Below are 17269 nucleotides of genomic sequence, written 5' to 3'. Positions count from 1 at the left end.
CGCAGGCCGCACCCAGATACACCGTGCCCACCGGGCGGACGGCATCGCCGCCGTTGGGGCCTGCCAGACCGGTGACGCTGACAGCGATATCGGCCCCGGCAGCTTCTGCTGCGCCAAGTGCCATCTGTGCCGCCACCGGTGCGGACACCACATTGTACTTTGCGATCGCCGCCGGGTCTACGCCGATCATCTTTGCCTTGGCCTGCTCCCAGTAGGTAACAAAGCCGAAGCCGAACACCTCACTTGCACCGGATACATTGGTCAGCCGCTGGGCGATCATGCCGCCTGTGCAGCTTTCTGCCGTGGCAATGGTGAGCCCCTTTTCCTTCAGGGTGTGCACCAGAGTCTCTTCCAGACCGGTCACATCCTCATCATACACCGCATCACCCAGCAGATCATAGAACTTTGTGGCGTATGCGCGGCACATTTTTTCGGCTGAACTGTCGGTTTCTGCCCGGGCAGTAATGCGGATCTCGCACTCGCCGGTCTTGCAGTAGATGGCGGCGGTGGGATTTGCGTTTTCCAGCAGATGCCGCACACGGTATTCGATATCGCTTTCGCCGCCCAGCACCCGCAGCGTGATGGAATGCAGGGTGCAGTTCTGGCGGGCCAGCAGCAGCGGGCGCACGCTCTCCTCCCACATGGCCTTCATTTCGTGAGGCACGCCGGGCATGAGCACAGCACAGTGGCCATCCTGTTCGAACCATGCACCGGGGGCAGTGCCGTGGTTATTGATGATCTTGTGGCCGTTCACCGGCACCATGGCCTGCTTGCGGTTGTTTGGGGTCGTCTTGCGCCCGGTACGCGTGAAGAAATCCACGATCTTCTGCCATTCTTCCGGGTCAAAAGCCAGCGTATCACCGTAACATCCAGCAATCGTTTCCTTGGTCAGGTCGTCCGCCGTGGGGCCAAGGCCGCCGGTGAACACCAGTAGGTCGCACCGCTGCTTTGCTTCGTTGACGAAATCCGCCAAACGGCCGTGGTTGTCGCCAATGGTGCTCTCGCGCTGGACGGTGATGCCCAGAGCCGCCAGCTCCCGGCTGAGGTACTGGGCGTTGGTGTTCAAAATGTTGCCGAGCAGCAGCTCGGTGCCCACACTGATGATCTCTGCTGTCATGGCTTTCACCCCTCAAATTCGACCTGATCGGTGATACGGATGCGGATGCGCTCGGCGCTCTCTGCTGCTTCGGCTTCCAGCGCGGCAAGGCCGGGCATGGCGGCTTCGGCTTCCAGAATTTCGGCCAGCTCCGGGCGGATCTTCGGGTGCGGCGGGGTGAAGATGGTGCAGCAGTCCTCGTAGGGCAGGATGCTGGTCTCAAAGGTGTTGATGTGGCGTGCCGTCTCCACGATCTCGGTCTTGTCCATGCCGATGAGCGGGCGCAGGATGGGCAGATCCTGCGCAGCATCGGTGCACTGCAGGGCCTTGACGGTCTGGCTGGCTACCTGAGCCAGACTCTCGCCGGTAACAAGGGCTTCGCAGCCCTGCTTCTTGGCAATAACGTTGGCAATGCGCATCATGCTGCGGCGCATCAGCACCGTGAACAGCACATCCGGAGCATTATCCCGGATGTACTCCTGCGGCTTGGTGTAGGGCACGACGAACAGATTGGAGCTGCCCGTATAGATGCTGGTGAGCTGCGCCAGAGCCTTCACCTTAAGCTTTGCGCGCTCCGAAGTGTACGGCGGAGACGCAAAGTGGATGTGGTCCAGTGCCAGACCGCGCTTTGCCATACGGTAAGCTGCCACGGGGCTGTCGATGCCGCCAGACAGCATGTTCAATGCACGGCCGCTGGTGCCCACGGGCAGACCGCCCTCGCCGGGCACTTTGGGGCCGTGGATGTAGGCACCGTAATCACGAATTTCTACGATCACCTTAAAATCCGGGTTATGCACATCCACCTTGAGGTAGTTGTGTTTGCCCAGCAGATAGGCACCCAGCTCCCGCATCAATTCAGGGCTGGTCATGGGGTAGGTCTTGTCGGAGCGGCGGGCTTCCACCTTGAAGGTGCGGATGCCGTGCAGGCTGGCACCGAGGTAGTCCTCAGCGGTCTGGCAGATGGTGTCAAAGTCCTTGTCGCAGACCACGGCGCGGCTGAGCGCCGCAAGGCCGAACACCTTGCTCACCCGGTCAAAGGCGAGGTCCATATCCACGTCCTCTTCCTCAGGCTCCATGTAAAAGGTGGACTGGGTGCAGTAGACCTTGAACTTGCCCACGGTCTTGAGCCGGTAGCGCAGAATTTTCATCATCGCCGACTCGAACTGGTTGCGGTTGAGGCCTTTCAGGGACATTTCACCCTGATAGCCCATGATAATTTCATGCATAAATGTTGTATCTCCTGATCGTAGGATTTGTAATCGATAACTTTTGAGGAAACACCCCCAGTCACCTTCGGTGACATCTTCCCCCGGCCGGGGGAAGTCGTCCTCTGAGATGGGGCCTTTGGCATAACGGAAAAGTTGTCCGCTATATCCCAAAGGCTCCCTCCTTGAGGGAGCTGGCACGGCGTAGCCGTGACTGAAGGAGTCTCACTTCCGGATCTTCTGCAGATGCTTCATGCCGTCCTCAAAGCGGTCAAGGAAAGCATCCACATCCTCCGGGGTGTTGTCGCCGCAGAAGGACACGCGGATGGCCGTGTCGACGGCAAGCGGGTCTTTGCCCATGGCTGCCAGCGTGTGGCTGGGCTGGCCGCGGCCGCAGGCACTTGCCGAGGAAACATACACCTGTGCTTCGGCCAGCCATGCCAGCATGGTCTCGCTCTTGATGCACATCTCGCTGAAGTTCAGCACCTCGGGCACCGCGTTTTCCGGGCTGTTGAGCTCCACCTCCGGAAAGGCCTTCAGGCCGTCCCGCAGACGCTGGTTCAGGGCCTTCATAGCGGCGTCACGGCTCTTCATGGTCTTGGCAAGACGGGTGGCGGCTGCGGCAAGACCCATGGCGTAGGGCAGGTTTTCGGTGCCTGGGCGCAGGCCGCGCTCCTGCTCACCGCCGAGGTACGGCGGCCGGAACGCCTGCACCAGACGGTCAGAAAGATACAGCGCGCCAATGCCCTTGGGAGCGTGGATCTTGTGGCCGCTCACCGACAGGGTGTCGATGTTCGTCAGCTTGATGGGCACACGCATCCACGCCTGCACTGCGTCCACATGGACAATGGTGCGGCTGTTGCGGCGCTTGACCTCGGCGGCAAGGCGTTCCACATCGTTGCGGGTGCCCACTTCGTTGTTCACCACCATGCAGGCCACGAGGATGGTGTTCTTGTCCACGTGCTCCAGCATTTCGTTGATATCCAATGTGCCGTCCGGGCGGGGCTTGACCACCGTGACGTTGTAGCCCTGCTTCGCCAGCTCTTCCAGCGGGCGCTGGACGCTGGGGTGCTCAAAGCCGGACACCACGATGCCCTTGCCGAAAGTGCGGGTGCGCACCGCGCCCAGCAGGGCCAGATTGTTGCTCTCGCTGCCGCAGGAGGTAAAGTACAGCTCCTTTGGCTTGCAGCCCAGTGTACGGGCCACAGCGGCACGGGCGGCGTTCAGCGCTTCCTCGCTGCGGGCACCGGGGCCGTACAGGCTGGACGGGTTTGCCCAGTGTTCCCGCATGGCCTTGTCGATGACATCCGCCACCTCGGGAGCCACCATGGTGGTAGCGGCGTTATCCAGATAATGCAATTCAGGGTTTTGCAGCATAAAAGGGATTCCTGCTTTCTGTTTTCATAATAATCCAGTTTAATTATAGCACAGAAAGCTGTAGAACGCAAAATATTCGCGTTTGCGAGCGCAGCGCAGCAATGAAAGCCCCAGTGGGGCTTTTAAGCGACAGAACGGTCTTGCGCAGCAAGATGGAGGGGCCTCGCCCCGACAAGTTCGTATATGTTTTTCCTTGACAAACACCCCGGCATTGTGCTATCTTTACTGCATAGAGACCGTATCTCTGCTGACGGAACCTTGTGGAGCACCACAGTGCAGGGATGGCGGGAGAGTCAATGCCGACCGTCTGGGCAGCCTTGCGCAATTGCTGCGCAAAGCTGCCTTTTTTGTTGTCGGAAGTTGTTTTTATAAGCAGGGTGCGTTGAATGGCGGGATTTTTTGCCCGCAGACAAGGCGATTTTTCGCAGCAATCCTGGCGGATTGCAAGGGAAAGCAACGCAGGATGCGAGCAAAAAGGCCGTTCAGGCGGCGTGCAATGCTTGTAAAAACGTCTTCCAAAGGAGGATGTCTGATGAAAACCGATATCGAGATCGCACAGGAAGCCAAAATGAAACCCATCACCGAGATCGCCGCCCAGCTGGGCCTTTCCGATGAGCACGTGATCCCCTATGGCCGCTACAAGGCCAAAATCGATCACCGCCTGATCCACGATGCCAAAAAGCAGGGCAAGCTGATCCTTGTCACTGCCATCAGCCCCACCCCGGCGGGCGAGGGCAAGACCACCACCAGCGTGGGTCTGGCCGATGCCATGAACGCTCTGGGCAAAAAGACCATGCTCTGCCTGCGTGAGCCGTCCCTCGGCCCCGTGTTCGGTGTCAAGGGCGGCGCAGCCGGCGGCGGCTACGCACAGGTGGTGCCCATGGAGGATATCAACCTGCACTTCACCGGCGACCTGCACGCCATCGGCACAGCCAACAACCTGCTGGCTGCCATGATCGATAACAGCATCCAGCAGGGCAACCCGCTGAACATCGACCCCCGCCGCATCACATGGAAGCGCTGCATGGACATGAACGACCGCCAGCTGCGGTTCATCGTGGACGGTCTGGGCGGCAAGGTGAACGGCACCCCCCGCGAGGACGGCTTTGATATCACCGTTGCCAGCGAGGTGATGGCAATTTTCTGCCTTGCCACCAGCATTTCCGATCTGAAGGAGCGTCTTTCCAAGATCGTATGCGCCTACACCTACGACGGCAAGCCCGTCACTGCCGGTGAGATCGGTGCTGCCGGTGCCATGACCGCCCTGCTGAAGGACGCGCTGGACCCGAACCTTGTACAGACGCTGGAAAACAACCCCGCCATCATCCACGGCGGTCCCTTTGCCAACATCGCCCACGGCTGCAACAGCGTGCTGGCTACCAAGCTGAGCCTTTCTCTGGCCGACTATACCATCACTGAGGCCGGTTTCGGTGCTGATCTGGGCGCAGAGAAGTTTTTGGATATCAAGTGCCGCTACGCCGGTATCGCTCCCTCTGCCTGCGTGCTGGTGGCCACTGTGCGTGCCCTCAAGAGCCACGGCGGCGTGGCAAAGGCCAACCTGAGCCAGCCCAACCTCGAAGCCGTCAAGGCCGGTGCATCCAACCTCATCCGCCACATCGACAACCTGAAAAATGGCTTCGGCCTGCCGGTGGTGGTCGCCATCAATGCCTTCCCCACCGATACCGCCGAAGAGCAGGCCTATGTGGAGCAGGTGTGCGCCGAGCAGGGTGTTCCCTGCGTGCTGAGCGAGGTATTCGCCAAGGGCGGCGAGGGCGGCAAGGCGCTGGCCGAGAAGGTGCTGGAGGTGCTGGAGGATCGTCCCATCCAGTACACCTACCCGCTGGAAATGCCCCTGAAGGACAAGATCAACGCCATCGCCACCAAAATTTACCGGGCCGACGGTGTGAACTACAGCGCCGCCGCCAGCAAGACACTGGCCGAGCTGACTGAGATGGGTTACGGGAACCTGCCTGTCTGCATCGCCAAGACCCAGTACAGCTTCAGCGACAACGCAAAGCTCATCGGTGCCCCCACCGGCTTTACCATGGAGGTGCGCGAGGTGCGCCTTGCTGCCGGTGCAGGCTTTGTGGTGGTCATCTGCGGTAATATCATGACCATGCCGGGCCTGCCCAAAAAGCCCGCCGCTGTGAGCATCGATGTGGATGCCGACGGCAAGATCACCGGCCTGTTCTAAGTTTCAAGTAAAAAATAAGAGGTTCGCTCAGTGAACGAACCTCTTATTTTTTATCCTTCTGTGTGGCTGCACAGATAATCCGTCCATGCGGCATACCCGGCGGGTCTCAGATGGTAGCCGTCCGGCTGGGCGTAGCTTTCGATCAGGTCGCCGTTTTCATCTGCCAGCACTTCCCACAGGTTGAGAAAATAGCAGTTCTTTTCCAGCGCAATGGCTGCCAGCTCATTGTTGATCTGGCACAGGCGGTCGCGGTTCAAGCCCTCATGGCCGGACTTCTGGCATACTTCCGGCCGCACCGGCGTGATGGACTGCACATAGATCTTTGCATTTGGCAGTGTCTGGCTCAGCATGTCCAGCATCAGCCGGTAATAGGTCAGAAAGCTGCTATAATCGGTATCGCGGCCCAGCACGTTGGTGCCCAACAGAACATAAATAGCTCTGGGCTGCTGGGCGGTCAATGCTTCCAGCGGCACCTCAGCCACGCCGTCGGCACGCTTGCAGGTGGTGCCGTTGACGATCACGTTCGGCCCAACACCCTTGTACGCACAGAACATGGCGTTCTGCATTCCTTCTTCGTACAGCTGCATGCCCTGCGTCAGGCTGTCGCCCACAAAGCTCACGTCATTGAACCATTCCTTGCCCACAGCCGTGCTGCTCTTTGGCAGCGCCGCCATACGGAAATCCAGCGCAGTGGCCGCGCTGTCTGCAAGCGTCTGCACCGTGAGCTGTCGCGCCACCGCGTAGGAGGCCGTGTTCCAAGTATTATCCTGTGTTACCTCCTGCAGGATGGTGTTCTGCCCAACGCCGGAGGGCCGCTGTTCCCGGTGCAGGCTCTTCCACAACATCCCGATGGCTCCCACCAGCAAAAGCAGCAGCAGCAAAGCTGTCGCCATGAACCGCCTGCGCCAGCGTTTGCGCAACACGCGCCGCCGGTATTCCTGATAGTCTGCCATGCTGTCTCCCTCACTTTTCTGCCCGGGCTATGCTGCGGGCTTTCTCGTTCTTAGTATACCATATCTGTGCATTCCGGCAAGACCCGTTTTCTGCCAGAGTGCCTAAAATTGCAGATTCTTTTGCACGCAGGCATGCCATTGTGTGCAAAAAGCCCGCCTTCTATCGGGTCAAAAGCTTGCATCCTGTACCATAGATGTGTTATACTGAACTGAACTACTATTGATAGGGAGGCTTTCACGATGGCATTTACTCCAAAACTGACTTATAAAGGCAAGCCCCTCGTCCGCAAGGACAATGAGCTGTACTACGGCAATATGACCGACCCATATGTGCTCTATCTGCAGATCACGACCACCAAGCCTGTGGGCGATCAGCAGGTTGCAGACAAGGTCCACCTGATGCTGCTCTCTACCGACACCACCAAGGCTCCGCAGGAGCGCGTGATGCGTCAGACTACCAAGATCGGCCTGTACAACGCTTTGGACATCGGCAGCATCTGGCTGCAGAAGGCAAACGCACAGTAAACAAAAAAGACCGCTGCACCGGAGTGCAGCGGTCTTTTTTGCTTATTCTTCGGTCACTTCAAAGTCGAGTGGCTTGCCGCAGTTCGGGCACTTGGGTGCGCCGTCCAGCAGTTCGTCTTCCTCAAACACGGCGGTGGTGCCGCAGTCCGGGCAGGTCACTTCGTACTGCACAGGGCCATCCTCAGCATCCTCTTCGCCATCCCCTTCCAGGGCGACCTCAAAGGTCACGCCGCAGTGCGCGCAGTTGGCTTCGCCTGCATCCAGATCATCCTCGCTGACGTAAACGGTCTCGCCGCAGTTGGGGCAGGCCACTTCATAGAACGGCTCGCTGGCGATGTCATCATCCTTGGCATCGTCATCGTCGTCGCCGTCGGAGTCCTCATCCTCAGCGTCCTCGCTTTCGCCGTCTTCGTCCTCCTCCTCGTACAGATCTGCTTCCAGATCTTCCAGCTCATCGCTCAGGTCGTTGATCTGGTCGTAGGCGCGGGAAAGATCCTCGTCCACGCTCTCGATGACCTCAGCCATTTCACCCAGCAGTGCGCTCATGGCTTTGATGATCTTGCCCTCTTTGGTGGTATCATCAATGCCCAGACCATCGACCAGACCCTGCAGATAAGCTGCCTTTTTGTTCAGTTCCATACGAATGCCCTCCTTAAAATGAGAAAAATCGGAGTTTTAAAAAACCGGGCAAACGGTTGCCCGCAGCCCGGTTTGGCGTTAAAGGGATCAGACGCGCTCCATATACTCGCCGGTGCGGGTATCGATGCGGATGTGGTCGCCCTCGTTGATGAACAGAGGCACACGAATCTCAGCACCGGTCTCGACGGTAGCGGGCTTCAGGGTGTTGGTGGCAGTGTTGCCCTTGACACCCGGCTCGGTCTGGGTAACTTCCAGCTCGATGAAGTTGGGGATCTCGACGCTGAACACCTTGCCCTTGTAGCTCAGCAGCTTGCACAGCTCGTTCTCCTTGCAGAACTTGAAGTTATCGGGCACATCGGCTGCGTTGACGGGGATGTCATCGTAGGTCTCGTTGTCCATGAAGTGGTACAGATCGCCATCCTCGTAGCTATAGGTCACGTCCTTGCGCTCGATGAAAGCCTGCGGGAACTTTGCGGTCGGGTTGTAGCTGGTCTCAACCACAGAGCCGGTAATCACGTTCTTGGTCTTGGTACGGACAAAGGCAGCGCCCTTGCCGGGCTTCACGTGCTGGAACTCAACGACCTGAAGAACCTGGCCGTCCTGCTCAAAGGTCACGCCATTGCGAAACTCGCCTGCAGAAATCATAGGAATTCCTCCATTAGTTTAATCTCAAATGCTTAACGCATATCTCTATTTATTTTACCCAATCCGTTTGCATTTGGCAAGGGGTTTCGGCAAAAAAGACGATAAAAACACAAAATTTTTTACGTTTTGCACGCTGCATGGTACATCTGCTGCATAGTCCCGGCATCCTCAGCCTGCGTGCCCGCGCTCTCGCAGATGATAACCGGCTGCAGCTTCCGCTCAGCCAGCAGTTCCATCAGCGGCTGCGGCTCCGGGCCGAACTGGGTCTCGGCAAAGGTCCAGTGGCGCTTTTCGCCACCCGCCGAATACTCGATGCGGGAAAAATGCACATGGAACCGTTCTGCCCGTTGGTCCCCCAGCTTTTCTGCCATGCGGTCAAGGATGGCAGCGTAGTCCTCTTTCGAGCGGATGCCGCCCAGAGTGCGGGCATTCAGGTGGCCGAAGTCGATGCAGGGCGTAATGCGCTTATCCACGCTGCACAGCGCCAGCACCTCGTCCAGTGTGCCCAGCTGGCCGATCTTGCCCATGGTTTCCGGGCAGAGAGTCATATCGGCAAAACCCGCTTCATCCAGCGCTTCCACGGCACGGCGCATGGTATCCAGCGCTTTTTCAAGGGCCGCTTCCCGGCTCTGCTTGCCGCAGCTGCCGGAGTGGAAGATGATGCGTCTGCCGCCCAGCGCCTTGCACACCGCCGCACTTTGCAGCAGATACTGGATGCTGTTGAGCCGCTTTTCCTCTTCCAGACTGGACATGCTGATATAATACGGTGCATGCACGCTGAACAGGATATCCTTTGGCCCGGCCAGTGCGGCCATTTTTGCAGCCTTGTCCAGTCCCAGGCGCACGCCGCGCCCGCACTGGTACTCGAAGGCGTTCAGTCCCATCTTTGCGGTGTACTCCGGCACATCCAAGCTGCTTTTGTAGCCTTGGGCGGCAAAGCTATCGCTGGTGCCTGCGGTGCCGAACCGGATCTTCCAATCGCTCACAGGGTCTTGCCTCCCCGGTCATAGTATTTCTGCCAGTGTTTTTTCTCCCACTTACGCTTGAGGATGACCTGCGCACCGAGGTCCGGGCCGCGGGGCACCACCATCAGGCCCGGAATGCCGTACAGCGCTGCCGCCATGCGGTCGGCATAGAGCTGGTCGCCCACCATCGCCATCTGACGGCGCTTCACGCCCATGCGGTGCTGCGCTGCCATCAGAGCAAAGGGCAGCGGCTTTGCGGAGCGGTACAGGTACGCAAGGCCCAGCTTCTGGGCAAAGGGCCGCACCCGCTTTTCCGCACCGTTGGACACGATGGTGAGCCTGACACCCGCCCTGCGCATCGTGTCCAGCCACACGGCCACATCTTCCGGCAGCTCCTGACTGCGGTCGGCGGTGAGGGTGTTATCGATATCCAGCACCAGCGCAGTGATGCCTTTTTCCGCCAGCCATTCCGGCGTGATGTGGGTGACATCCTTGAAAACGTATTCGGGGGTGATGAGCATAGTATTTCTCCCTGCAATGAAAATAGGGGAGCCTGCAATACAGGCTCCCCTACATCGGCGTTAGCAACGCGTATGAAATCTAAAGCAACAGCGACTTCAAGTGATCAATTACTTGAACTTGCGCTTGCGGGCTGCTTCGGACTTCTTCTTGCGCTTGACAGACGGCTTCTCGTAAGCCTCGCGCTTACGGACCTCTGCGAGCACACCGCTGCGAGCGGTGCTGCGCTTGAAGCGACGCAGTGCGCTTTCCAGCGACTCGCCCTCTTTAACACGAATTTCCGACATCTTATTCCCTCCCTTGGACCGTGAGGCAGGAATTTCGTTGTTACATGGTAACTAACAGTAGACAGTATAGCGCATTTTCTCCGGTTCGTCAACCTTTTTTTGAAAGTTTTTTGCGCAAAATCTTTGAAAAGATTTTGAATAAACGTTCCCGGGTGTTTTATGCGCCAGTCCGCCTCTGCGGGTAGTTGTATATCCAGCCTTTCGGCAGAGTATCGGTTGGTTTAGCCCTTGACAGCCAGATTGACCAGACGGCCCTTGACGTAAATCTCCTTGACCAGCTGCTTGCCTTCCAGAGCGGCAGCAACAGCGGGGTCAGCCTTGGCGGCAGCAATGGCGGCAGCAGCGTCAATGTCGGCAGCTACCTTCAGGCGGGCCTTCACCTTGCCGTTCACCTGCACAGCGATCTCCACTGTGCTTTCCACGCACTTGGCCTCTTCGTACTTGGGCCAGGGGTAGTAAGCCAGCTGCTCGTCGTGGCTGTGGCCCAGCTTCTCCCACAGCTCTTCGGTCATGTGGGGAGCAAACGGGTTCAGCAGCTGGACAACGGTCTCCAGCTCGGCCTTGGTCGCGCCGCCGTTGTCGTACAGGGCGTTCACCAGCGTCATGAGCTGGGCAATGGCGGTGTTCATCTTCAGGGTCTCGATGTCAGCGCCCACCTTCTTGATGGTCTGGTGCATCAGGGTCTCGACCTGCGGGCGATAGCCCTCGCCCTCCACCAGCTTGTCGCTCAGCGTCCACACGCGGTCCAGGAAGCGGTTGCAGCCTGCAATGGCAGAGGTCTGCCACGGTGCAGCCTGTTCAAAGTCGCCCATGAACATCTCGTACAGACGCATGGTGTCAGCACCGTACTGGTCCACCACCTCGTCCGGGTTGATGACGTTGCCCAGAGACTTGGACATCTTCACGATGGGGTGGCGCGACATTTCGCCGTACTTTTCTTCCAGAGCCTTTTCAGCGGCCTTCTGGCTGCCGTACTCCTTCAGCAGCTTATCCTGCTCCTCAGCGGGCAGGTTGACAAAGCTGTGGGGGTTCAGGCCCAGGATCATGCCGTGAGCGGTGCGCTTCTGGTAGGGTTCCGGAGAAGGCACAGCGCCGATATCATACAGGAACTTATGCCAGAAGCGGCTGTACAGCAGATGCAGGGTGGTGTGCTCCATGCCGCCGTTGTACCAGTCCACCGGAGACCAGTATTCCAGAGCTTCCTTGGACGCAATGGCATCCTTGCAGTGGGGGTCCATGTAGCGCAGGAAGTACCAGGAAGAACCGGCCCACTGGGGCATGGTGTCAGTCTCGCGGGTAGCGGGGCCGCCGCAGCAGGGGCAGGTAGTCTTGACCCAGTCCTTGTGGCGGGCCAGCGGAGATTCTCCGTCCGGACCCGGCTCAAAATCGGTGATGTCCGGCAGGGTCAGGGGCAGGCTGCTCTCGGGCAGGGGCTGCCAGCCGCACTTTTCACACTTGACCATGGGGATGGGCTCGCCCCAGTAGCGCTGACGGCTGAACACCCAGTCACGCAGCTTGTAGTTGACCTTATCGCAGCCCTTGCCGTTTGCCTCCAGCCAGTCGATCATCTTTTTCTTTGCATCGGTGACAGACAGGCCGTTCAGGAAGCCGGAGTTGACCAGCGTGCCGGTGGCCACATCGGTGAAGGCGGCTTCGTCCAGATTGGACGGGGTATTGCCCTTGACCACCTCGATGATGGGCAGGCCGAACTTCTTGGCAAACTCCCAGTCGCGGGTATCGTGGGCGGGCACAGCCATGATGGCACCGGTGCCGTAGGTGGACAGAACGTAGTCCGAGATAAAGATGGGGATCTCGGTATCATTGACCGGGTTGATGCCCATGACGCCTTCCAGCTTGACACCGGTCTTTTCCTTGTTCAGCTCGCTGCGCTCAAAGTCGCTTTTGCGGGCTGCCTCGGCCTGATAGGCCTTGACGGCATCGGCATTCTTGAGGATGCCCTTGTCCAGCCATTCCTTGACCATGGCATGCTCCGGGGAGACGACCATGTAGGTGGCACCAAACAGGGTGTCACAGCGGGTGGTGTACACGGTCAGGGTATCGCCTGCGGTGGTGCCGAAGTTAACCTCTGCGCCGTGGCTGCGGCCGATCCAGTTCTTCTGCTGGGTGGCAACGCGCTCAATGTAATCCAGACCGTCCAGACCATCGATCAGCTTATCGGCATAAGCGGTGATCTTGAGCATCCACTGGCTCTTGACGCGGTGAACGACCTCGCTGCCGCAGCGCTCGCACACGCCGTTGACAACTTCCTCGTTGGCCAGCACGCACTTGCAGCCGGTGCACCAGTTGACGTTCATTTCCTTCTTGTAAGCCAGACCATGCTTATACAGCTGCAGGAAGATCCACTGGGTCCACTTGTAGTACTCGGGGTCGGTGGTATTGATCTCGCGGTCCCAGTCAAAGGAGAAGCCCAAAGCCTTCAGCTGACTGCGGAAGTGGTCCACATTGTTCTTGGTGACAATGGCCGGGTGGATGTGGTTCTTCATGGCAAAGTTCTCAGTGGGCAGGCCAAAAGCGTCCCAGCCCATGGGGTACAGCACATTGTAGCCGTTCTGACGGCGCTTGCGGCTGACCACGTCCAGCGCGGTGTAGCTGCGGGGATGGCCTACATGCAGGCCGGCACCCGACGGATACGGGAACTCGACCAGTGCATAGAACTTGGGTTTTTTGTGGTCGATCTCGACATGGAAGGTCTTTTCGTCCTCCCACACCTTCTGCCACTTGGCTTCAACTGCCTTGTAATCGTACTTCATGTTGTTAATCAGCTCCAGACTTTATCCAAAATACCGTTGCTTGGGGGCGTATGCTTTCAAGCTATCTGCCTTTGCCAGAAAACCCTCTCCGTCATCGCTGCGCGATGCCACCTCTCCCGAAGGGGAGAGGTTTTGTGCAGACCGCAGCCTTCCCTCTTTTGCGCAAGCTCCCCCTTTCGGGGGAGCTGTCAGGGCGGACGCCCTGACTGAGAGGGTTCTTTTTTTCAGGTAGACAGCTGTTTGCCTGATTCATTCAAGGGTGCTGTCAGGGGTGAGGTACTCAGAGATATCAATGGGCTCACCATCTGCCCACAGGTGCTCCAGATCGTAATAGGTGCGGGTGTTGGGCACGAATACGTGCACGATGACGTTGGAATAATCCAGCAGCACCCAGTTCTTGGAATCGTAGCCCTCCGTGCTGTAGGGCTCCAGACCCTTCTGGGAAAGCTCGTACTCCACCTCGTCGGCCAGAGACGCCACCTGCGTGGTGGAAGTGCCGGAGGCAATGACAAAGTAATCGGTGAGCACGGTCAGGCTTTCCACCTTGAGCACACGCACATCGTGGGCCTTTTTCTTATCCAGGATCTTTGCGATCTCAATGGCAAGCGCCTTGCTGTCGTTGAAGTTCTCCATATGTTTTTCCTTTCTGTCAGTTTCAGTTTGCGGAGCCTGCGGCCTGACCGTCGGTGGTAACAGCGCCATCAAGGTCTGTATCGCCGTTCAGGATGGCATCGTCCGACTCCTTATCGATGCGGCCCATATACTGCACATTGGCATCGGTGGATGCACTGCCGTGGGGCCACTCGTCGGTGACAAGGTTCATTTCGCTCACATCAATGGGGCCGGTGTAGGTGCAGAAATACTGGTTGAGCAGGTTTGCAATGGAACCCGCATCCGGCACCACGCAGGAGTAACCGGCAAAGGTGTCGGTCTTGCCCACATTGGGCACACCCATGAACACCGGCGTCTGCGCCAGAATGATGTTGGAGCTGTCGAGCTTGAGGAAAGACACCACCAGCTTTGCAATGGTGGAAATGTCCATATCCGTCTTGATATAGTTCTTGAACACCAGCGGCAGCTGGTTCAGGATATCGGTAACGCCCATGGCGCGGGCACGCTTGAACAGGCCGGCATAGAAATAGCGCTGCATGTTCAGGCGGTCGATATCGGAATTGGCGTAGCCGTCGCCGTGGCGGCAGCGCACAAAGAACTCTGCCGATGCACCGTTCAGATTGCGGTAGCCCTTGAGCAGCTTGCTGCCGCCGTAGGACATATCATGAGGGATATACACCTCAATGCCGCCAAAGTTATCCACCATATCCACCAGTGCCTGCATATCCACCGTCACATAGTAATCGATGGGCAGTCGGAACTGATCGTAGATGACATCGGCCAGAGCGGCGATGCTGCCGCCGTTGGAGATTGCCACCGAGTTGATCTGATAATTCGTGGCGGCGTAGGTCTTTCCATTGGAAAGGGTGATCTTTTTGTTCTTGGTGGTGACAAGGCTGTTGCGGGGGATCTGCAGCATCCGCAGTGCACCGTTCTTGATGTCGAACTGCACGTACAGGATCATATCGGTCATGCCGTCGTTAGAGGTGGGGTCGTTGGAATAATTGCGGCCCTCTTCATAGTCGATGCCGCAGACCAGAATGTTCACCACATCGCCCTTGTATTCCTCGGCGGTCTTCACCTCTTCCTCAATGGTAGGGGTGCTGTCGTCCGGGCGGATGCTGTCCTCCACCTTGTTTACAAGGCTGACTCCGTACACCACCACACCGGAGATCACCGCGATGATGGCCATGACCACTGCAAAAGGCAGCCAGAGGGGCATTTTCTTTTTCTTTTTGCGGCGGCGCGGCGGCATCCGTGCTGGACGCAGCGTGGCGCGGTGCGGCTGCTGCCGGATCCGGCCGGTTCAGAGAACGCGAAGTATTGATATGGCGTGGCGTCTGGCTCATGCTTTTTTGTATCCTCCAGATTTTCGCGGTCCTGCAAAAAAATGTTCCTGCAGACCTGTCATGCTCTTAAGTATAGCATTATCCGACGAAATCTGCAATCCGTTTTCTGTTTCCGCTTGTTTCAGAGCAGCTGTGCTCTCACCGTTCATTCTTCCCGCTGCGGGCAAGGATATCCTCATAGGCAGCCTTGGACATCGGGTCAAGGGGCTTGCCCTGCGAGAGCACAAAATCGTTGGTCTGCTTCAGCGCGGCCAGCATAGCGGCATCCAGATTCTTTTTTTCCAGCTTGCGCAGCTTTTCCACGCCGGGCCAGTCCCGCTCCGCGCTGGTCATATCGGCCAGATACAAAATTTTGTCAAGCCGGGTCATGCCGGGTTTGCCCGCCGTGTGGCAGGCAATAGCGCTAAGCACCGCTTCGTCGGTCACACCCCACTGGGTGCGGGCCAGAATGGCGGCGCACACGCCGTGCCACACCGGGGCCGGGCGCTCTTCGCCGCCCTCGGCATACTGGGGGTAAGCGCGCAGGATCTCGCGCATCTCATCCTTGCTGATCTCCTTGGCGGAGTCGTGCAGCAGGGCTGCCAGCGCGGCCCGCTCCTCGTCCTCACCGTAGATCTTTGCCAGCTTGACGGCCATTTTTTTTACATTCAAGGTATGCTCATAGCGCTTATCGCTCAAGCGGCCGCGCACAAGCTCCTTTGCCTGTTTGAGGTTCATTGGCTGATACTTCCTTTTTGTAGAGTTTCTCCCGGCGGATGACCGCCCGCACCGCCTCCGGCAGCTCAGCTTCACACCCTTCGCCTGCAGTCAGACGGGTGCGGATGTCGCTGCTGGCCATGGGCAGCGCCTGTACCGGTGCAAACAGGATGCGTGCCCCGGTGGGGTCCAGCCGGAGAGCCTTTGCGTGCAGCTCGGGGTCGTCGCCCACATGGCGGCTGGTGACCACCAGATGGGCAAGGCGCAGGATGTCCTGCCAGCGGTGCCAGCCGTCAAAGCTCAGCAGCATATCGCTGCCAATGGCAAGGTACAGCTGTGCCCCGGGATTTTCCCGGGCCAGTTTTTCCACCGTGAGCACCGTATAGTTGCGGTTTCCGGCAGCGGCCTGCTCGATCTCCCAGCCGCTGACTTCCAGCTGCGGGATGGTGTCCGCATCCTCTTCCAGTGCATGGAAGCAGCTGCACATTTCCAGCCGCAGTGCGCCCGGCGCAGAGGTCTTCTGCTTGAAGGGCGAAAGCCCGGCAGGCATCACCACCACCTTATCCGGCTGCACGCGGGCAGCGGCAGCGCGCAGATTGTTCAGGTGGCCGTTATGGGGCGGGTCAAATGTACCGCCGTAGAGAAGAACTTTCATTTTTACTTCAGCAGATCAGCGTAGGCGCTGTCCTTTTTCTTCTGCAGGTACAGCACGAACTTGGAGCCGATCACCTGTACGCAGTCGGCACCGGTGGCCTCAGCCAGCTTGACCGAAGCCTCACGGGCATTGTACATGCTGTTTTCCAGCACCTTGAGCTTGATGAGCTCACGGGCATCCAGACAGTCCTTCACACCCTGGATCATAGTCTCGTCGATCTCGCCCTTACCCACGATGAAAACGGGGTCCATGGTGTTTGCCTTGCCGCGCAGAATGGCGCGCTGTTTGCTTGTCAGCATAGTTTTTCTCCTTTATTTTGAGGTTGATATTTCGATAAAGAAACGATTTAGAATTGTCTCCGCTTGCGGTGAGAAACTCCTTCAGTCAAAGCCTTGCGGCTTTGCCAGCTCCCTCAAAGAGGGAGCCTTTGGCAGAAACGAAACGCTTGCCAGACTGCCAAAGGCCCCATCTCCGAGGACGACTTCCCCCGGCCGGGGGAAGATGTCACCGTAGGTGACAAAAAGGGGAATCTGTCTGCGAAGCAGACTGGGGGAGTTCATTCTGCCAGAAATCCCGGCAGCTGCTGTTCCAGCACTGCCAGCGCATTGCCGCGGTGGCTGATGGCGTCCTTTTCATCCGGGGTCAGCTGGGCGTAGCTGCGGCCCTCGGTGTTGGGGCGCTTATCGTGCTTTCCCACGCCGCAGTCGGTGGGGATGAACAGCGGATCGTAGCCAAAACCGTAGTCCCCGCACAGCCGTTCAAAGGCGATGCTGCCCGGGCA

General features: G+C 58.4%; 18 protein-coding genes and 1 riboswitch. Of the genes, 2 read left to right on the top strand and 16 right to left on the bottom strand.

Features of this window, described 5'->3' with window-relative positions:
* From QZL71_RS01975 to QZL71_RS01965, 3 genes are all read right to left on the bottom strand, one after another.
* On the bottom strand, positions 1 to 1117 hold a 1117-nt coding region (locus QZL71_RS01975), incomplete at its 3' end, for a competence/damage-inducible protein A (RefSeq protein ID WP_294647516.1).
* A gap of 5 nt (positions 1118 to 1122) precedes the next feature.
* Positions 1123 to 2322 (bottom strand): tRNA uracil 4-sulfurtransferase ThiI, encoded by a 1200-nt coding sequence (thiI, locus tag QZL71_RS01970; protein WP_005944312.1) that lies wholly within the window; start codon positions 2320 to 2322, stop codon positions 1123 to 1125.
* 204 nt (positions 2323 to 2526) lie between these two features.
* A complete protein-coding gene (locus QZL71_RS01965) occupies positions 2527 to 3678 on the bottom strand; it encodes a cysteine desulfurase family protein (protein ID WP_294647514.1) in 1152 nt (383 codons plus the stop codon).
* Positions 3679 to 3911: 233 nt separating this feature from the next.
* Positions 3912 to 3998, top strand: a riboswitch (ZMP/ZTP riboswitch).
* 212 nt (positions 3999 to 4210) lie between these two features.
* On the opposite strand from QZL71_RS01965, the gene QZL71_RS01960 reads away from it, so the two are divergent.
* Positions 4211 to 5872 (top strand): formate--tetrahydrofolate ligase, encoded by a 1662-nt coding sequence (locus QZL71_RS01960; protein WP_294647512.1) that lies wholly within the window; start codon positions 4211 to 4213, stop codon positions 5870 to 5872.
* Between the two features lie 50 nt (positions 5873 to 5922).
* On the opposite strand, the gene QZL71_RS01955 is transcribed toward QZL71_RS01960, so the two are convergent.
* Positions 5923 to 6825, bottom strand: a complete 903-nt coding sequence (locus QZL71_RS01955) for a GDSL-type esterase/lipase family protein (protein ID WP_097775269.1) — start codon at positions 6823 to 6825, stop codon at positions 5923 to 5925.
* A 240-nt stretch (positions 6826 to 7065) separates the two neighbouring features.
* On the opposite strand from QZL71_RS01955, the gene QZL71_RS01950 reads away from it, so the two are divergent.
* Positions 7066 to 7350 carry a hypothetical protein gene (locus tag QZL71_RS01950; RefSeq protein ID WP_097775268.1) on the top strand — a complete coding sequence of 95 codons (285 nt, stop codon included), beginning with the start codon at positions 7066 to 7068 and terminating at the stop codon, positions 7348 to 7350.
* A 42-nt stretch (positions 7351 to 7392) separates the two neighbouring features.
* Here the strand turns inward: QZL71_RS01950 and QZL71_RS01945 are convergent, their stop codons facing one another.
* The 12 genes from QZL71_RS01945 to QZL71_RS01890 all read right to left on the bottom strand — a co-directional run.
* Complete coding sequence (locus tag QZL71_RS01945; protein WP_291015562.1) at positions 7393 to 7989, bottom strand: CD1247 N-terminal domain-containing protein; 597 nt, start codon at positions 7987 to 7989, stop codon at positions 7393 to 7395.
* An 87-nt stretch (positions 7990 to 8076) separates the two neighbouring features.
* Entirely contained in the window at positions 8077 to 8634 is a 558-nt protein-coding gene (efp, locus tag QZL71_RS01940; RefSeq protein ID WP_005928281.1) for an elongation factor P, read from the bottom strand.
* 119 nt (positions 8635 to 8753) lie between these two features.
* The gene (locus QZL71_RS01935) at positions 8754 to 9620 is read right to left on the bottom strand and encodes a TIM barrel protein (RefSeq protein WP_294647510.1); all 867 of its coding nucleotides are present in this window, start codon (positions 9618 to 9620) and stop codon (positions 8754 to 8756) included.
* The gene (locus QZL71_RS01930) at positions 9617 to 10120 is read right to left on the bottom strand and encodes a YqeG family HAD IIIA-type phosphatase (protein ID WP_154255565.1); all 504 of its coding nucleotides are present in this window, start codon (positions 10118 to 10120) and stop codon (positions 9617 to 9619) included. Before QZL71_RS01930 ends, QZL71_RS01935 begins: the two co-directional genes overlap by 4 nt.
* Positions 10121 to 10228: 108 nt before the next feature.
* On the bottom strand, positions 10229 to 10405 hold the full coding sequence (gene rpsU / locus QZL71_RS01925; RefSeq protein WP_005928271.1) for a 30S ribosomal protein S21: 177 nt from the start codon (positions 10403 to 10405) through the stop codon (positions 10229 to 10231).
* A 221-nt stretch (positions 10406 to 10626) separates the two neighbouring features.
* Positions 10627 to 13176 (bottom strand): leucine--tRNA ligase, encoded by a 2550-nt coding sequence (leuS, locus tag QZL71_RS01920; protein ID WP_223389315.1) that lies wholly within the window; start codon positions 13174 to 13176, stop codon positions 10627 to 10629.
* A 249-nt stretch (positions 13177 to 13425) separates the two neighbouring features.
* Positions 13426 to 13809 carry a ribosome silencing factor gene (rsfS, locus tag QZL71_RS01915; protein WP_005944348.1) on the bottom strand — a complete coding sequence of 128 codons (384 nt, stop codon included), beginning with the start codon at positions 13807 to 13809 and terminating at the stop codon, positions 13426 to 13428.
* Positions 13810 to 13831: 22 nt separating this feature from the next.
* Positions 13832 to 15010 (bottom strand): LCP family protein, encoded by a 1179-nt coding sequence (locus QZL71_RS01910; protein ID WP_097775402.1) that lies wholly within the window; start codon positions 15008 to 15010, stop codon positions 13832 to 13834.
* A gap of 265 nt (positions 15011 to 15275) precedes the next feature.
* The gene (gene yqeK, locus QZL71_RS01905; RefSeq protein ID WP_005944360.1) at positions 15276 to 15854 is read right to left on the bottom strand and encodes a bis(5'-nucleosyl)-tetraphosphatase (symmetrical) YqeK; all 579 of its coding nucleotides are present in this window, start codon (positions 15852 to 15854) and stop codon (positions 15276 to 15278) included.
* Positions 15805 to 16488 (bottom strand): nicotinate (nicotinamide) nucleotide adenylyltransferase, encoded by a 684-nt coding sequence (nadD, locus tag QZL71_RS01900; RefSeq protein ID WP_005944362.1) that lies wholly within the window; start codon positions 16486 to 16488, stop codon positions 15805 to 15807. Before nadD ends, yqeK begins: the two co-directional genes overlap by 50 nt.
* 2 nt (positions 16489 to 16490) lie before the next feature.
* The gene (locus QZL71_RS01895; RefSeq protein WP_005944364.1) at positions 16491 to 16787 is read right to left on the bottom strand and encodes a YhbY family RNA-binding protein; all 297 of its coding nucleotides are present in this window, start codon (positions 16785 to 16787) and stop codon (positions 16491 to 16493) included.
* Positions 16788 to 17044: 257 nt separating this feature from the next.
* Positions 17045 to 17269 (bottom strand): non-canonical purine NTP pyrophosphatase (locus QZL71_RS01890; RefSeq protein ID WP_294647508.1); only part of this gene is annotated, 225 nt, incomplete at its 5' end.

The organism is uncultured Faecalibacterium sp., from assembly GCF_900066275.1.
In the GTDB taxonomy this organism is placed as follows: Bacteria; Bacillota; Clostridia; order Oscillospirales; family Ruminococcaceae; genus Faecalibacterium; species Faecalibacterium taiwanense.
This window is presented reverse-complemented; position numbering and strand designations above follow the sequence as displayed.

What these genes read in the sequence shown, in the direction of transcription:
- thiI (WP_005944312.1), bottom strand. Translation starts at nt 2,322, where the DNA reads ATGCATGAAATTATCATGGGCTATCAGGGTGAAATGTCCCTGAAAGGC.
- QZL71_RS01965 (WP_294647514.1), bottom strand. Translation starts at nt 3,678, where the DNA reads ATGCTGCAAAACCCTGAATTGCATTATCTGGATAACGCCGCTACCACC.
- QZL71_RS01960 (WP_294647512.1), top strand. Translation starts at nt 4,211, where the DNA reads ATGAAAACCGATATCGAGATCGCACAGGAAGCCAAAATGAAACCCATC.
- QZL71_RS01955 (WP_097775269.1), bottom strand. Translation starts at nt 6,825, where the DNA reads ATGGCAGACTATCAGGAATACCGGCGGCGCGTGTTGCGCAAACGCTGG.
- QZL71_RS01950 (WP_097775268.1), top strand. Translation starts at nt 7,066, where the DNA reads ATGGCATTTACTCCAAAACTGACTTATAAAGGCAAGCCCCTCGTCCGC.
- QZL71_RS01945 (WP_291015562.1), bottom strand. Translation starts at nt 7,989, where the DNA reads ATGGAACTGAACAAAAAGGCAGCTTATCTGCAGGGTCTGGTCGATGGT.
- efp (WP_005928281.1), bottom strand. Translation starts at nt 8,634, where the DNA reads ATGATTTCTGCAGGCGAGTTTCGCAATGGCGTGACCTTTGAGCAGGAC.
- QZL71_RS01930 (WP_154255565.1), bottom strand. Translation starts at nt 10,120, where the DNA reads ATGCTCATCACCCCCGAATACGTTTTCAAGGATGTCACCCACATCACG.
- rpsU (WP_005928271.1), bottom strand. Translation starts at nt 10,405, where the DNA reads ATGTCGGAAATTCGTGTTAAAGAGGGCGAGTCGCTGGAAAGCGCACTG.
- leuS (WP_223389315.1), bottom strand. Translation starts at nt 13,176, where the DNA reads ATGAAGTACGATTACAAGGCAGTTGAAGCCAAGTGGCAGAAGGTGTGG.
- rsfS (WP_005944348.1), bottom strand. Translation starts at nt 13,809, where the DNA reads ATGGAGAACTTCAACGACAGCAAGGCGCTTGCCATTGAGATCGCAAAG.
- QZL71_RS01910 (WP_097775402.1), bottom strand. Translation starts at nt 15,010, where the DNA reads ATGCCCCTCTGGCTGCCTTTTGCAGTGGTCATGGCCATCATCGCGGTG.
- yqeK (WP_005944360.1), bottom strand. Translation starts at nt 15,854, where the DNA reads ATGAACCTCAAACAGGCAAAGGAGCTTGTGCGCGGCCGCTTGAGCGAT.
- nadD (WP_005944362.1), bottom strand. Translation starts at nt 16,488, where the DNA reads ATGAAAGTTCTTCTCTACGGCGGTACATTTGACCCGCCCCATAACGGC.
- QZL71_RS01895 (WP_005944364.1), bottom strand. Translation starts at nt 16,787, where the DNA reads ATGCTGACAAGCAAACAGCGCGCCATTCTGCGCGGCAAGGCAAACACC.